At 61.8% G+C, this 15,683-nt stretch carries 10 protein-coding genes; 1 reads left to right on the top strand and 9 read right to left on the bottom strand.

Annotation, left to right across the window (positions count from 1 at the left end):
- Positions 1-9: 9 nt before the first annotated feature.
- Positions 10-558 (top strand): methyltransferase family protein, encoded by a 549-nt coding sequence (locus H0482_RS11005; protein WP_193730102.1) that lies wholly within the window; start codon positions 10-12, stop codon positions 556-558.
- Between the two features lie 201 nt (positions 559-759).
- Here H0482_RS11005 and H0482_RS11000 read toward each other — a convergent pair whose 3' ends face one another.
- The 9 genes from H0482_RS11000 to H0482_RS10960 form a co-directional block, all read right to left on the bottom strand.
- Positions 760-4,101 carry an efflux RND transporter permease subunit gene (locus H0482_RS11000; RefSeq protein ID WP_193730101.1) on the bottom strand — a complete coding sequence of 1,114 codons (3,342 nt, stop codon included), beginning with the start codon at positions 4,099-4,101 and terminating at the stop codon, positions 760-762.
- Between the two features lie 11 nt (positions 4,102-4,112).
- The gene (locus H0482_RS10995) at positions 4,113-5,336 is read right to left on the bottom strand and encodes an efflux RND transporter periplasmic adaptor subunit (protein WP_193730100.1); all 1,224 of its coding nucleotides are present in this window, start codon (positions 5,334-5,336) and stop codon (positions 4,113-4,115) included.
- 14 nt (positions 5,337-5,350) lie between these two features.
- Complete coding sequence (locus tag H0482_RS10990; protein ID WP_193730099.1) at positions 5,351-5,899, bottom strand: PadR family transcriptional regulator; 549 nt, start codon at positions 5,897-5,899, stop codon at positions 5,351-5,353.
- 189 nt (positions 5,900-6,088) lie between these two features.
- Positions 6,089-6,907 carry a 3'(2'),5'-bisphosphate nucleotidase CysQ gene (gene cysQ, locus H0482_RS10985; RefSeq protein WP_193730098.1) on the bottom strand — a complete coding sequence of 273 codons (819 nt, stop codon included), beginning with the start codon at positions 6,905-6,907 and terminating at the stop codon, positions 6,089-6,091.
- A complete protein-coding gene (nadC, locus tag H0482_RS10980; RefSeq protein WP_193730097.1) occupies positions 6,904-7,773 on the bottom strand; it encodes a carboxylating nicotinate-nucleotide diphosphorylase in 870 nt (289 codons plus the stop codon). Before nadC ends, cysQ begins: the two co-directional genes overlap by 4 nt.
- Positions 7,774-7,939: 166 nt before the next feature.
- Positions 7,940-9,208 carry an AGE family epimerase/isomerase gene (locus tag H0482_RS10975; RefSeq protein WP_193730096.1) on the bottom strand — a complete coding sequence of 423 codons (1,269 nt, stop codon included), beginning with the start codon at positions 9,206-9,208 and terminating at the stop codon, positions 7,940-7,942.
- 105 nt (positions 9,209-9,313) lie between these two features.
- Positions 9,314-10,261 carry a class 1 fructose-bisphosphatase gene (locus H0482_RS10970; protein ID WP_210319150.1) on the bottom strand — a complete coding sequence of 316 codons (948 nt, stop codon included), beginning with the start codon at positions 10,259-10,261 and terminating at the stop codon, positions 9,314-9,316.
- Between the two features lie 74 nt (positions 10,262-10,335).
- Positions 10,336-15,000 carry an NAD-glutamate dehydrogenase gene (locus H0482_RS10965; protein ID WP_230989587.1) on the bottom strand — a complete coding sequence of 1,555 codons (4,665 nt, stop codon included), beginning with the start codon at positions 14,998-15,000 and terminating at the stop codon, positions 10,336-10,338.
- Positions 15,001-15,342: 342 nt separating this feature from the next.
- Positions 15,343-15,621, bottom strand: a complete 279-nt coding sequence (locus tag H0482_RS10960; protein WP_193730094.1) for a DUF6894 family protein — start codon at positions 15,619-15,621, stop codon at positions 15,343-15,345.
- Positions 15,622-15,683: the final 62 nt, after the last annotated feature.

The raw sequence follows: 15,683 nt of genomic DNA, 5'->3' as shown, positions 1-15,683 counted from the left end.
GGGTGAGCCATGGAATGGATATTGGACGGGCTCGTTACCCTGACCGCCGCCTTGATCGTCGGGGCCTATATGTGGTCGGTTCGCCATCATTTCTCGTCCGAGACCATGCCGCCCGGCGCCCGGGTCGTTGCAGCGTCGGTGACCGGCTCGACTGTCATCATGCTGGTCCTGACCTGGCTGGTTGACCAGCCCCTCCTGGCTCAGATTGTCGGCCTTGCCATCCAGCTTTGCAGCGTCTGCATTTTCTATGCCGCCATAATGGCGTCCCGGAAGGCGCGCCTGCGGTTCGTGTTCGATCCGGCTCATCCCCATTCGCTGGTCGAAGAGGGGCCTTATCGATTGGTCCGCCATCCCTTCTATTTGTCTTATTCGATCTTCTGGTCCGGCTGGGCAATCGCCACCTGGTCAATCATCGCCGCCGCCTGCGCCCTCCTCCTGATCTGGCTCTACATCAAGGCAGCGCGCCTCGAGGAACGCAATTTCGAGGCTTCCTCCCTGTCTTCGAATTACGCGGACTACAAGGCGCGGACAGGATTTTTCCTTCCCCGATTGGGGTAGATCCAGAACGTCCATTTTTGCATAGAAGTCCTATGACAGGCGTCTTTTGCCCTGTCATCATTGCCCGGCTGGTCTGAGCAATCCAGTTCATCCTGCGATCGTTGGATAGAACAAGGGAGGGGCCTCAACAGGCCGGAACACCAAGAAAAAAGGCCCACATCGCTGCGGGCCTTCGTATTTCGAGTGCGTCAGGAAAGGCGTTTATTCCGCTGCGTCCCTTCGGCTGACCACCGTCACGCCGTTGGCTTCCTTTTCGGTCAGTCCGACATCCTTGGAGACGACATAGCGCTTCGAGCTATCGGCATCGTCCGGCATTTCCACGGCCATGCCGTCGAAACCGGCAGGCGCAGCCATGGATTGGCCGCGACGGAAGGGGCTGGCAATCCAGCCGCCCAACAAGGCGAACAGGGCGCCCAGCCACCTGAGCTGCTTCCACATCACGGTCGGCGCGGTGACCATTACCGGCACCATGACCAGGGTCAGCGCCGTCGAGAAGAACAGGCCCGACACCAGCGCTGCCGACAGATGGACGAACCACGAACCGGCCAGGCCGCCAATGACGATCTCGCGGCGGATGAAGTCGAACTCAATGTTCGCCCACATCGGGATCACCCCCAATGCCGTGAGGAACGCGGTCAGCAGCACCGGGCGGACGCGCTGGCTCACCGTCAGCAGCATGGCCTTCACCGCTTCGACATTCTGGTGGCGGTGATAGTCGTTATAGGTGTCAATCAGCACGATGCCGTTCTTCACCACGATGCCGGCCAGGGCCACGATGCCCAGCCCGGTCATGATGGCCGAGAAGCTCATGCCTGTCGCCAGCATGCCCAACAGCACGCCTGCCACTGACATGACGACGGTCGAGAGCGTCACCATCACCTGGTAGAAGCTGTTATATTCAAGCAGCAGGATGAAGAAGATCAGCGCCATGGCCATCATCATGGCCTGTCCGATGAAGGCATTGGCGTCACCCATCTGCTCCTCAGCGCCGCCAAAGGCCACGCTGACGGCCGGCGGGAAATCCTGCTCGGCAATCCAACCTTGCAGTTCCTTGACCTTGTCGGCGGCATAGACGCCTTCGGGCAGGTTGGTCAGCCCGGCTGCGACCGGCATGGTATAGACCTGATTGCGACGCTGGATGCTGGCCACTTTCGGCACCGCCGTGCGCTCGATGAAGTTTGATACCGGAACAAGGCCCTGCGCGGTCGCGATCCGCATGGAATCGAGAGCGTCGAAGGTGCGTTCTTCCCGGGGCAGGCGCACCCTTATATCCAACTCGTCGCCGCTCTCGGCGTCGCGATAGGTTCCCAGCTTCACCCCGGCGGTGAGCAATTGCACATAAGGGGCCAACTCTCTGACGCCGATGCCGTATTTACCGGCTTCGGCGCGATCGATGGTGATCTGCCAGTCGATGCCCGGGGAGGGACGGCCATCTTCGATGTCCACGGCTTCCGGCCAGCTGGCGATATGGTTGCGGATCGCGGTCACGACCGGAACGAGATCGTCGTAATTGCTGCTTTCCACTCGCAGGTTAATGTCCTTGCCTGCCGGAGGGCCGTTTTCGGCGGCCAGCAGCTGGATGTCGAGACCGGCAAAGCCGGCGACGCGCTCGCGGATATCGGCGAAAATCTCCGATGCCGGAACGCGGTGGTTCCAGTTGGTCAATTGCAGTTGGAAATTGCCGATCGTATCAGGAGGCGTCGATCCGAATGCGCCGGTCGAGCCGAATTGCATGATCACGTCCTGAATGCCGTTGACCTGCAGCAATTCGCTTTCGATCTCCATCAGCATGTCGCGGATTTCTTCAGGCGAATAATTGCCGCGACCCACTACGGCGACCGTGGCGAATTCCGGTTCCGAAGCGGGAAAGGCTTCGGTGCCGGTGGGGTTCGTGGCATAGGCCACGAAGATCGTGGCGATCAGCCCGAAGCCCACGGCCAGCGTGGGCAGCGGCCAATGCAGAAGCTTGTCCATGACGCGCACATAGACGCCGGTCAGCCCGCTCACCTTGGAGGTGTCGAACTTGTCCGGATACATCACGATGTCGGCCTTTTCCTTCTCCTTCTGGTCGACATGACTGGAGGCGATGATCGAGCCGATTACCGGCATGAAGATCAGTGCGGAAATGAAGGAGGCCACCATGACGATGATCACGATCATCGGCAGATAGCTCATGAATTTGCCGATAATGCCCGGCCAGAACAACAGGGGCACGAAGGCGCCCAGCGTGGTCGCCGTCGCGCCTACGACCGGCACGAACATCTTGCGCACGGCGAGAATGAAGGCTTCCCGCTTGGGAACGCCTTCCTGCAATTTCCGCTCGGCATATTCGACCACCACCACGGGGTCGTCCACCAGTACGCCCACAGCGATCACCAGTCCGAACATGACCATCATATTGATGGTCATGCCGAGCATGTCGGCGACGAGAAAGGCCATCATGAACGATAGCGGGATGGAAAGACCGATCATCAGTGCCGGGCGCACGCCCAGCGTGGCGATGCAGGTGATGAGAACCAGGGCCACGGCCGTCAGGACGGCGGCCTCCAGCGAGCGGAACAGGGCCGTGGTGGTTTCGGCCTGATCGAGGAAGAACGAATAATTGACGCCGGAGGGCCAGTCCTTGGCAACCTCTTCGGTCACCGCGCGAACCTTGTCCGACACGTCAATGATATTGGTACCCAGCTTCTTGCTGATGCCCATGATGAGGGCAGGGGAACCATTGACATGGGTATATTCGGTGGCGTCGGCAAGCGCGCGGGTAATCGAGGCGACCTGACCGAAGGTCACGATCGTATTGCCGTCAGTCTTGAGCGGCAGATTATAGACGTCTTCGGCGGTGGTGATGAGCCCTGGCACTTCGATATTGAACGAGCCTTGCCCGGTATTGAGTGTGCCGCCTGCGACGACCATGTTGTTGCGCGAGAGCGCGTCGAACAATTGATTGGCGGTTAGGCCATAGGCTTCCAGCCGCAACAGGTCCACACGGACTTCCAGTTGCTCCTTGCGCGCGCCCGACAAAGTGGCCTCGCGCACTTCGCCGATGCCTTCAAGGGCATCCTGCAATTGCTCGGCGCGGCGCACCAGTTCCTTTTCGGGAGCGGAGCCGTAAACGGCCACCGAAATGATCGGCATGCCGATCAAGTCGATTTCGTTCACGCTGGGATCATTGGCCTCGCTTGGAATTTTTGCCTTGATGGCGTCCATGCGGGCGCGCGTGTCCTGCAGCGCCTGATCCTTGTCGGTATTGATGTCGAATTCGAGGAACACCGAGGCATGGCCGGTGGTCGAGGTCGAGCTGATATTCTGAAGGCCCGGCAGGTTCGCCAGTTCTTCTTCCGCCGGCTTGGCAAGCAGGTTCTCAGCGTCGCGTGGCGACACGCCTGTCTGGCTGATCGACACATAGAGATAGGGCACGTCGATGGCCGGGAAACTTTCCTTCGGCATCGCCACATAGGCGCTCGTGCCGCCGACCAGGATGATCACCATGATCGTCAGGACAACCCTGGGCATCCTGAGGATTTTTTCGATGAAGTCGAGCATCGTTGCGGTCCTCAGCTGGAAGTGGTTTCAGTGGAGGCCGGCGCCGGGCTGGCTTCGACATGCTGCCCGGACGTAACGTTCTCCTGCCCGACGGTGATGACATCGGCGCTGATCGGCAAGCCGGTGACCCAGACGCCTTCGCGCGTGTCGCTGACAATGGTGATCGGGTAGAAGGCAACTATGCCATTTTCGACGGTTCGTACGCCCAGCGCACCCTCGTCGTCCAATGTCAGCACCGATTGGGGCAGCAGGTGCCCTGGCGCCGTGCCGATATTGACCACGGCCTCGGCGGTGACGCCGTCGCGGATGGCGAAGTCTTCATTGGGGATTTCGATCTCGGCGCGGAAAGCGCGGGTCGCGTTGTCCGCGACCGCCGAAATATAGGTGACCTTGCCCTCGACATTCTGCCCGGTCACGGTCTTGATCTTGGCGTCGAGCCCGATCCGGGCCAGGCCGATATGCGCCTCGGGCACCATGCCAGTGAACACAATGGGATTGAGCTGCACGATGGTGGCGCAGGGCGAGCCCGGATTGAGCATGGCACCGGCAAGGGCGATCGGATCCTGCACGAGACCCGCAACCTTGGCCCTGATCTCGGTGCGCTCGAGTTCCGCCTTGGCGTTGTCGAGCCCCGCCTGGGCCTGTCTCAGCGCCACTTCCACCGCATTGGCGGTATTGGGCGCGGCAAGGCCGCGTGCACGCAGGTCCACATTGGTGTCGAAGGTCAATTGCGCCTGCGCCAGCGCAGCTTCGGCCTGGGCCAGGCCGGCGGCGCGCGTGCCTTGGTCGAGCGTGCAGAGCAGGTCGCCCGCGGCAACCCGCTGGCCCTTGGTGACGTGCATTACATCCACGCTGCCGGCGGTTTCGGCGACGGCCGTCACGCTGGCCTTGGCCTCCGTGCGACCGCGCAAGGGCACCTCGACGGGCATGGCCTTGGCGATGAATGTCTGCGTACGTACGCTTTGCAACGGCGCAGAGGCGCCTGTCGTGGCCGCATTGCGCTGGGCAATGGTCAGAGTCGGATCGACGGTGGGGGCGTGATGCTCGGCGAGCAGGCCGGCATTGCCCAGCGTATTGGCGATCGGTCCGTGCTCCTCGCCCTCGATCACCGAGATGAGAGCCCGCTCGCCCTTGCCGGCGCCCTGGCCGCCCTGCACCAGGGTGCCGGTGGCGAACCAGGCGCCCGCCAATAGCAGAATGGCAAAAGCCAAGCCGTAGGAAAATACTGCACGCATGTAGATTTTATCCCTTATTCCGCCGCGTCCTGGCGTGGCTCGGCTCGCGCCATTGTGATCAGTTCGTGCATATGGGTACGCAGGTGCTGCTCAGCAACCTCGAGTACTGCACGTCCATATCCGATGACCCAGCGATCAGCCGGGTTGAGGTCATATTGCTCAGAAGCGTCGTCAAGCCGCTTGCGGCTATGGACGTTTCGCTCGAGAAATTCGTTGCATCTCTGCTCGACCAGCTCGCGCGGCAGAATATGCGCGAAACGAGAAAATAGCAGGAAAGGGCTGCGGAACATGTCCGCGCCCAGCGGTTCAGCCAATTGCTCGGCAAAGGCGCGCCGGCCGCTTTCGGTGATCGAATAGACCTTGCGGGCCGGTTTGCCCTCCTGCTGCTCGGTGCGGCTGGTAACGAAACCGTCGTCTTCGAGCTTGGCAAGGGCTGGATAAATCGACCCATAGCTGGCTTCTACGAAGTAGGCGAATTCCTTCTCCGTGCACATCCGGCGAATGTCGTAGCCACTTGCGTCCCCGCTATAGAGGATCGACAGGCAGAGCGTTCTGACGTTCATGGATCATTCCTGCGAGGCATATGTTTGCCCGGTATATGGTGGGGCTATATATTCTGGCCGCTCATATCGCAAGAGATACGCTGATAAGTAGCGCGCAGATCAGTTAAGCTTTGATTGCAGATCGCAATCTGATGTGTTTTCCGGCCCGCTGTGATCCGCTTTTGTGCAAGGCTGATGTGACAAAGGCGCTTAGCCGAGCAGGCTGCGCATTTCCGCCGCGGCCTTTTGCGCGAGATCGAGGCTTGCGGCAGCCACGAAATAGGGGTTGAGGAATTGGAATTCCCCTTTGCCGTAGCGCATGGCCTCCCCATCCAGCGTCACCACGGCGCCACCCGCCGCTTCAAGCACGGCTTGGCCGGCGGCGGTGTCCCATTCGCAGGTTGGCGTAAAACGAGGGTAAAGCTGCGCATCACCGCGCGCGAGCAGACAGAATTTCAGCGATGAGCCGACCGATATGTCCTTTTCGACATCGAGCGTCCGGCTAAGTTGTTCCAGCGCGGCATGGCCGTGGCTGCGGCTGGCGACGATCCGCAGGCGCGGCAGCCAGCCGACCTTGATCGCCCGCCGGTCAGTCACGGCGCCGCCATCGATCCTCGCCGTCCAGGCACCGGCGGCGTCGCCGACGAACAATTCGCCCGTTGCGGGCGCCAGCACCACGCCCATGACCGGGCGGCCATGATCGACAAGCCCGATATTGACGGTGAATTCACCGTTGCGCTTGATGAATTCCTTGGTCCCATCCAGCGGATCAACGACGAAATAACGCTCGCCCAATTTCGGGATGATCCCGGCCGCGACGCTTTCTTCACCCAGAACCGGCAGGCCGGTTTGTCGCAGGTGGTCGATGATCACCGCTTCCGCTGCTGCGTCGGCCTCCGTCACCGGGGAGCCATCGTCCTTGGTCGTCACATGAATGGGACGATGATAGACGTTGCAGATCAAAGCCGCCGCCGCGATTGCCGCTTCAACGGCATGATCGGTCAGGGGCAGGGCGGGAGAGCGGTTCATTTGGCCGCGCCGATAATGACGTCCAGCCCCAGATCGAGCGGCTTGGCCCCCATGGTGATCTGGCTGGTGGAAATGTAATTGACGCCGGTTTCCCCGATCGAGCGCACCCGGTCCAGCTTGACCCCGCCCGATGCTTCGAGCCGCGCCCGGCCCGCATTAAGCGCCACGGCCTGCCGGAGCAGGTCATTGTCCATATTGTCGAGCAGCACGATCCGCGCGCCCGCTTCCAGCGCTTCCGCGAGTTCGGCCAGCGTTGTCACCTCAATTTCGATGGACACGAGATGCCCCGCAAAGGCTTCCGCTGCCTTGTAGGCCGCGCCGACGCCGCCGGCGACGGCGATATGATTATCCTTGATCAGGATTGCGTCGTTGAGCGCATAGCGGTGGTTGACACCACCGCCACAGCGCACCGCATATTTCTCGAAAGCGCGCAGGCCCGGCGTGGTCTTGCGGGTGTCGCAGATGCGTGCGCCCGTGCCGTCGACGGCGTCGGCATAGAGCCGGGTCAGAGTTGCTATGCCGCTCAGGTGATTGAGAAAATTGAGTGCGACCCGTTCGCCCGACATGACCAGTCGTGCCGGCCCCGCAATGTGGGCGACCACGCCACCGATCTCGACCCGCTCGCCGTCCTTGACCTGCGGGTCGAAGATTACGCCGTCGCCGACCAGCCGGAACGCGGCGGCGGCCAGGTCCAGCCCGGCGATAATTCCCGGTTCGCGCGCCGAAAGGGTCGCCTCTGCCCAGGCCTCCGGCGCCAATGTTGCCTGGCTGGTGAGGTCTCCGACCAGACCCAAATCTTCTTCCAGCGCGGCGGCAACCGCCCGCTCGACGATGAGGCGCGACAATTGAGCGGGCAGGGCGGTCATGGCTGGTTCACCGTTGATGGAAGGTGCCGGTGATGTACGCCGGGCGCCTTGTGCAGGCAACACTCCCTTGCAGCAAGGATTTTCGCCAAACGCCTTATCTCGGCAAGCTCTGTCCGGTTCGATCCGGATCGGTGATCCTGCCGCCAATCAGCACCACCTCACCGCTTCAGTAGTGCGGCGCCAATCCATCGCCTTCAATGATCGCCCGCGTCAGGCTGCCGCTCGGCGGATAGAGCGGAATGAGGCAGGCTTGCAGCGCGTGATAGATGTCGGGCTTGCCCACGAACAGTCGGGACGTCGGGGTCAGGTCTTCCTTGAGTTCGCTGATCCAGCCGCCGCGCGAATGGTCGATGACGTGGTTTTCAGCGAAGTCCCAGAGTTTACGATACCAATGCTGGTAATAGGCGTCCTTGTCATAGGCGCCGATAAAGGCCGCCGCGCCGATGGCTTCGGCCACCGGCCACCACAGCTTTTCCCGCATGATCGGCTGGTTGTTCCAGTCCAGCGTATAGAACAGGCCCCCATGGACCTTGTCCCATCCCAGTTCGATGGCCTGGCGGAAAAGACCGCGCGCGGCTTCGGTCATCCAGCCATGCTCCTTGTGGCCCAGCACGAAGAGCTGAAACAAGAGCCGTGACCATTCCAGCGCGTGGCCCGGCGTCGTGCCCGATGGGCGGAACATTTCGGAGCCGGCAAAGTCCTTGTCGAGGCTCCAGTCCTCGTGGAAATGCTCGGCGACGCGATGATCGAGCTTGGTGGCATTGCGCCTTATGATCAGGTCGGCGATTTTCGTCGCCTTCTTGATATAGTCTTCCTGCCCCGTGACCTCATAGGCGGCCATCAGCGCCTCGGTGAGATGCATATTGGAATTCTGCCCGCGATAGGTGCTGATCTGGCCCCAATCATTGGCGAATTCCTCGCGCACCGCGCCTATTTTCTTGTCCCAGAAACGTGTTTCGATCACCTCGGTCGCATCAGCAATCACCCGGTCGGCCAAGGGATGGTTGACCAGTTTGGCGCTTGACCCGGCCAGCAGCACGAAAGCGTGGCCATAGGCCTGTTTGCTGGCATCCACATGACCATTGTCGTCCAGTGACCAGACATAGCCGCCGTGCCGCGCATCCCGGTGCTTTTCCCACAGATAGCGCATGCCGTGATCGATCACTTCGTCCGATCCCGGCCGCCCGAGCAGGCTCCCGATCACGGCGCAATGGATCATGCGGGCCGTGACGTGAATTTGCCGCGTGGCGTTGACTGGGGTCAGCGGCGCGCCGTCGTCGCTAAGCTCGTAAAATCCGCCCCGGGGATTGATGGAGGCGGCTTCGAAGAAGTCGAACAGATTGTTGGCCTGCCGCATCAGATATTGCCGATGGAATGGCCGGTTCTGCCAGGGCGCGGCATTGGTCTTGGGCAGGGAAAAATCGGCGTGGCTCATCGTGGCTCCCATCCGGGGTCCAAGTCCCCGCTCTGTCGGAAGCGTTCTAGCCAATGGGTTCGAGTGTTGCAAACCCTCCGAGGGGCCAGGGATGCCGTGGTGAAGTTACGCTTTTGCGTACCAGTTTTCGACCCGTTGCACTTCGTCGGCCGATCCCATGATCACCGGCACCCTTTGGTGGATATCCGTCGGCTCCACCGTCAGAATATCCTGCCGTCCAGTGGTGGATTTCCCGCCGGCCCCTGCCATCAGCCAGGCCATAGGATTGGCTTCATACAAGAGGCGCAGCCGTCCGCCCTTGCCGACGGTTTCGCTGTCGAGTGGATAGAGAAAAATGCCGCCGCGCATGAGGATGCGGTGAATGTCGGCAACCATCGATCCTACCCAGCGCATATTGTAGCGCTTGCCGGCGGCTCCGGTTTCGCCGGCAATATTCTCGCTCACATAGTTTCGAGTCGCCGCGTCCCAGAACCGTTCGCGCGCGGTGTTGATGGCAAATTCGCCGGACGCTGCCGGGACTTTCGCTTCGGCAAGGTTGAGCCGCCATTGGCCATCCTGGGCCAGCGTGAAAACGCTGGTCGCGCCCTTTATCCGCACCACAAGGCTGGTGGCGGGGCCATACGCGACATAGCCGGCGGCCAATTGCGCCTCGCCCTTCTGCAAGACACCGCCATGGGTGGGGAGAATGGAAAAAATCGTGCCTACGGTGACGTTTACATCCAGGTTTGAAGACCCATCGAGCGGGTCGGTCGCCACTATCACCGTGCCCTGACTCGACATTTCAACGGCTTCATCCAGCTCTTCGGAAACCAGAATCGAAATTGCCGGATTTGCCCGTAAATGCTTCAAAACAATATCGTTCGAGATCACGTCGAGCGCCTTTTGCGCCTCGCCCTGTACATTGGTGGCGCCGGCCAGGCCCGTTTGGCCCTCAATGGGGGCGGCGCGCAAGATGGCGGCGATTTCGGCGCTCGCCGCCGCCATGGAGACAATCGCGCCGGCAAGGTTCCGGTCGTCCGTTTCGGCAGCGAGCCATTGGGGCAGGTGGGTCATGGACGTCATCCTTTTCGAGACCTTCACATTTGCCAACTGGCATTTCCGTACAAGGCCGACTTTCGGTTAGGCTCTCACGTCTCCCGCGCCAGGTCGGTCAGAAGGCCGGCCGCCACGCTTAGTCGCGACACGGTCAATTCGCCTTCGGTCAGCATCTTCACCGACGCCATTGTGCGCGATACTTCCAGCGATCTCTGCGCTACGAAATCCTCGATCGATCCCGCAGCCAGCGCGTCACTGGCGAGATCGCGCAGGGCGCGCATGACATTGGCCATGGCGCGGTCCAGCGCCATGCGCTCGAAGCGGTCGCTCAGCATGATGGCGCGGCCACCGGCAATGATGCGGAAGAGGTCGAAGAGGCCCGCTACACCGAAATAGGCGCGGGCGGCAGTTTCAAGCTCAGCCCCCGAACGCTCGGCGACCAGCACGATATCGCTGCTATGTCCGAGAAACGGCAATTCCCCCACCAGCCGCGCCAGTTCGCTCGGCACGCCCCGGCCCTTGAGCGCGTCAATCCGGCGAGTGAGTTCGGCGCCTTGCTCGGGTGGGAGAAGTCCCCGGGCCTTGCTCAGCTTCTCCACGCCGTCACGATGCCTTTCGATCAATCCGGCCAGGCCGTCGCGGATCGCGGTATTGCGCAGGAACCACAGCGATTGCTGGCGCAACAACGCCTCCACCTCGCCGTAGAGCTCTAATTGCACAACGCCGGGCACCTTGCCGTCCAGCCCATCGATGGCGGCATTGAGCGCCTTCAACCCATAGGAATCGCGCACCGCAGCAAAGGCCAGAGCCACTTCGCCCGGGCTTGCGCTGGTTGCTGCCGTCAGCTCGGAGACGAAAGCCGGCCCGCCGCGATTGATCATGGCATTGGTGAGCACCGTGGCGATGATTTCACGCCGCAGGCGGTGCCCCTCCACAGCTTCTGGAAAGGCGTCGTGCAGGGCCTCGGGGAAATAGCGGAACAATTCGCCGGCCAGATAGGGGTCATCTATGGCGCTCCCCGCAAGGAGATCGTCGAACAGGGTCAACTTAGCATAGGCGAGGATCACCGCCAGTTCGGGCCGGGTCAGCCCCTTCCCCGAAGACGAAAGCTGGTCGAGCGCGGCGTCGTTGGGAAGAAATTCTATCCGCCGGTCGAGCAGACCGCGCGCTTCGAGCCCCTCGATCAGCACCCGGTGATCGGGCAGTTCGGCGACGCCTGCCCGTTCGGCCAGCGACAACGCCAGGCTTTGCAGATAATTGTTGCGCAGGCAGAGGGTCGCCAGGGCGTCGGTCATTGCGGCGAGAAAGTCATTGCGCGCCGCCATCTCCAATTGCCCGGACGCAAGAACTGGCGCCAGTGCGATCTTGATATTGACTTCAAGGTCGGAGGAATTGACCCCTGCCGAATTGTCGATGGCATCGGTGTCGATCCGCCCGCCCGTCCGCGCATAGGCGATGCGTCCCCTTTGGCTGACGCCCAGATTGGCGCCTTCACCGACCACCTTAGCCCGGACGTCTTCGCCATTGACCCGGATCGCATCATTGGCGCGGTCTCCCACTGCCGCGTGGTCTTCGGCCTCGGCCTTGATGTAGGTGCCGATGCCGCCGAACCACAAAAGATCTACGGGCGCGGTGAGAATGGCTTTCATGACTTCCGCCGGCGTGACGGTATCTTGGTCGACGCCGAGCAAGGACTTGATTTCCGCGCTCAGCGGAATGGATTTGAGCGACCGGGAAAACACCCCGCCGCCTTTGGAGATCAGGGTTTTGTCAAAGTCCTGCCAGCTTGAGCGGGGCAGGGCGAAAAGTCGCTGGCGCTCGGCAAAGCTGACCGCTGCGTCCGGGGCGGGATCGATGAAGATGTCCCGATGGTCGAAAGCCGCGACCAGCCGGATTTGCGGGGACAACAGCATGCCGTTGCCGAAGACGTCGCCGCTCATGTCGCCGACGCCCGCCACGGTAAAGGCTTCGGCCTGAATGTCGCGGTCCATTTCGCGAAAATGCCGCTTTACCGCCTCCCAGGCGCCGCGCGCGGTGATGGCCATTTTCTTGTGGTCATAGCCCGCCGAACCGCCGGACGCGAAGGCGTCGCCCAACCAGAAACCGCGCTCTATCGCAATGCTATTGGCGAGATCGGAAAAACTGGCGGTGCCCTTGTCGGCTGCAACGACCAGATAGGGATCGTCGCCGTCGCGCCGCACCAAATTGTCGGGCGGCAGGACGATATTGTCCACCAGATTGTCCGTGACATCGAGCAGCGCGCCGATGAAGATCCTGTAGCTTTCCGTGCCTTCGGCGATATAGGCATCGCGCGGCATGCCAGTCGATACATGCTTGGGCACGAAGCCGCCCTTGGCACCCACCGGCACGATCACCGCGTTCTTGACCTGTTGTGCCTTGACCAGGCCCAGCACTTCAGTGCGAAAATCTTCCGGCCGGTCCGACCAGCGCAGACCGCCGCGCGCGATGGCGCCGAACCGCAGATGCACGCCTTCGATCCGCGGTGAATAGACCGAGATTTCCCTATAGGGGCGGGGCTCCGCCATACCCTCGATCTTGTGGCTGTCGAACTTGATCGCCAGTGCTGGTCGCTTGGCTCCACGGGCATCGCGCTGCCAATTATTGGTGCGCAGCGAGGCTTCGATCAGGTTCTGGAAGCGGCGGACGATATTGTCTTCATCGAGCGAAGAAATCTTCTCCAGTTCCGCCGCGATCGCCGCCCGCTCCGCATCGGCCCTTTGCGGTCCGTCGCTGAGCCCCGGATTGTGCAGGGCCTCGAACAAGGCCACGAGCGCCTGAGCCGCTGCACGCTGCGTCACCAGCACCTGAGCGAGATAGCGCTGCGAATAGGAAATGCCGATCTGCCGCAGATAGCGGGACAGGGCCCGCAGCAAGGCGGCCTGGCTCCAGTCGAGTTCCGTAAACGTCACGAGGCTGTTGAGCCGGTCGCTTTCGGCGTCGCCCCGCCAGACCGCTGCCAGCCCGGCTTCAATGGAGGTCGCGCGCTCCAGAACGGCATTGTCGTCTTCCTCGCCGACATCGAGCACCATGTCATGGAGATAACGTTCGACGCCATCGCGCGGCACCAGGACATGGGTCCGTTCGTCGATGACCCGGAAACCGAAAGCCTCCAACACCGGTACGCGGTCGCTGAGGGGAATGGCGGTACCTTCGTGATAGACCCTGAGGCTCAGCCCGCCATCCGGCGCCGTTCCCAGCCGCAGCCCGACACCATCTTCTTCCAGCCCCGCGAATATTGCAATGTCCTGCAGGGCCTCGTTTACGCCGCTGCGGCTTTGATAGGCCGGCGAAAATGCCTGCCGCCAATCGCTGATCAGTCCCGGCTCAGATGCGGCGGCGGCCAGCATGTCTGAAAAGTCGCGGGTCAGTGCCTCGACGGCAGCTTCCAGTTCCCGCCGGTCCGGTTGCGGAGTGACCCCGCCATTGCGGCCGACAATGACGTGCAGTCGCACCAGTTCTCCCTCGGGGAAATGCGGATAGAAGGCCGAAACGCGCCCGTCGTAAACCTCCGCCAGATAGCGGGTAATCCGCGCCCGTACCGTCCCGTCATAGCGGTCGCGCGGCACATAGGTGAGGATGGAGACGAAATTGTCGAAACAGTCGATGCGTGGCAGAACCCTTACGCGCGGCCGGTCATAGAGCCCGGCAATGGCATGGGCGAATTCGGCCAATTGTCCGGTTTCGATCTGAAACAATTCATCGCGCGGATATGAATCGAGAGCGCTCAGCAAGGTGCGGCCGGCATGGCCAAGCGGATCAACGCCGGAACGACGCATCACCTCGGCGATCTTCCTGCGCACGATCGGCACATCAATATGCGGTGCGGAGTGCGCCTGCGCCGTATAAAGCCCGACGACGCGCAATTCGCCCTTCGTCGTACCAGCGTCGTCAAACAGCTTGATGCCCACATAGTCCATATGTGTCCGCCGGTGGACGCGGGTGCGCCTGTTCGCCTTGGTCACCAGCAGCGGCTCGTCACTTTCCGCAAAGCTCACCAATTGCGGGGTGCTTTCGACATATTCGGCCCCGCTGCGGACCACTTTCACATCGTCGTCGCGCAATATGCCGAGCCCCGACCCCGGCACGGGCGCCAGAACCCCGCCATCGAGGCGATATTCGCGCAAGCCCAGAAAGGCGAAATTGTGGGCAATCAGCCAGTCGAGAAAATTCAGCGCTTCCTCATTCTGGCGCTGGGCATGGGCCTGTAATCCCGCCATGCCGTGTTGCACCCGTTCCAGAATGGGCTGCCAGTCCTGCGTCGCCCAGGCGACATCCTGCAGCGTTGCCGCAAGCTCGGCCACCAGCGCCTCGACGTCGGCCACCGGGGCGCTGTGAATATGCAGGACGCTCATGGCCAGGCCGCCGGCCGCGCTCACCCGTCCCAGCGATACATGCACCACCGGATGGGCGAATAACTGGACCTCCCCGCCCATGGCCCGCAAGGCGGCCAATGCGCTATCGACGATGAAGGCCATGTCGGGGCAAATGATGTCGAGCACCAGGGGGGCGCCCGGCGCGTTGGGCGCTGTGGCGTAAATCCGGGTTTTTTCAAGCGTCCCCTCGAACAGGAATTGGTGGCTGCGCTGCAAGGCGCCAATCAGCGTTTCGGGATCCTGCCGGGAAAGATCGTCGGGGTCGATCGCGGCAATGGCCTCCATGAGGAAAAGCCGCAGGCTCTCGTCGGTCCCTGCCGCATCGATCGCCGTGTGCAATTCGGCTTTCATCGCATCCGCCATGCCATCCCCCTTGAATCGCGGGTTCATTCTAGGCTGGGACCAATGACGGAGTCACTTCACTGCAAAGTCCCGTTTGTCCGCCCGATGAGCATGCCATTTCACAAAATCGCCACAATCGGGCAAAGCGTTTCCGTCAGGCCGGTGCAGCAGATCGTTTACAACTTGTTAAAGTCTATTGGTCTGGTAGTCTTTGCTCGGTTCCAATGCAGGTGCAGTTCATGCGCAAACTATCCACCTATGCGTCCTACGCGGCCCTGGCCGCGGCGCTCATTTTTGGCTTTGCCGTCACCGCCCAGGCGGGCATGTTTTTCTAGCCGTTTATAGACCCCCGCAACCCTTCGCTTAATGCACCCGCGCCGGTCTGACCGGCGTGGTCGGTCCCGGCCCGGCTTTCGGCCCGGCCCAGAAGACGACGTAGAGCAGGTCATGGCCCGCCGCATCGGTGATTTCGATGGAGCGCGGGGCGTCCATCTCGCCACCGTCCCCGGCGATGCGATCAATGATGGCGCGGCCGATCTCGGCGGCCCTCCGCTCCGCTGCCCCCAGATCCGGATGCTCACTGCCCACGTCGTCGCGGATCAGTTCCTCATCGGTGCGGTAATGGAAATAATAGCGCGGCATGAACGTCCTCGTCGTCAGGGCCAGATGTCGAACTGGTCCATTCGTCGCCGACTGTATCGATT

The organism is Devosia faecipullorum, from assembly GCF_015158295.1.
In the GTDB taxonomy this organism is placed as follows: domain Bacteria; phylum Pseudomonadota; class Alphaproteobacteria; order Rhizobiales; family Devosiaceae; genus Devosia; species Devosia faecipullorum.
The sequence above is the reverse complement of the archived record's forward strand: the minus strand, read 5'-3'. Positions and strand labels throughout refer to the sequence as shown.

Coding starts and splice junctions, on each gene's coding strand:
- nadC (WP_193730097.1), bottom strand. CDS start 7,773: ATGACCGCCCTGCCCGCTCAATTGTCGCGCCTCATCGTCGAGCGGGCG.
- H0482_RS10975 (WP_193730096.1), bottom strand. CDS start 9,208: ATGAGCCACGCCGATTTTTCCCTGCCCAAGACCAATGCCGCGCCCTGG.
- H0482_RS10995 (WP_193730100.1), bottom strand. CDS start 5,336: ATGCGTGCAGTATTTTCCTACGGCTTGGCTTTTGCCATTCTGCTATTG.
- H0482_RS10970 (WP_210319150.1), bottom strand. CDS start 10,261: ATGACCCACCTGCCCCAATGGCTCGCTGCCGAAACGGACGACCGGAAC.
- H0482_RS11005 (WP_193730102.1), top strand. CDS start 10: ATGGAATGGATATTGGACGGGCTCGTTACCCTGACCGCCGCCTTGATC.
- cysQ (WP_193730098.1), bottom strand. CDS start 6,907: ATGAACCGCTCTCCCGCCCTGCCCCTGACCGATCATGCCGTTGAAGCG.
- H0482_RS10990 (WP_193730099.1), bottom strand. CDS start 5,899: ATGAACGTCAGAACGCTCTGCCTGTCGATCCTCTATAGCGGGGACGCA.
- H0482_RS11000 (WP_193730101.1), bottom strand. CDS start 4,101: ATGCTCGACTTCATCGAAAAAATCCTCAGGATGCCCAGGGTTGTCCTG.
- H0482_RS10965 (WP_230989587.1), bottom strand. CDS start 15,000: ATGGCGGATGCGATGAAAGCCGAATTGCACACGGCGATCGATGCGGCA.
- H0482_RS10960 (WP_193730094.1), bottom strand. CDS start 15,621: ATGCCGCGCTATTATTTCCATTACCGCACCGATGAGGAACTGATCCGC.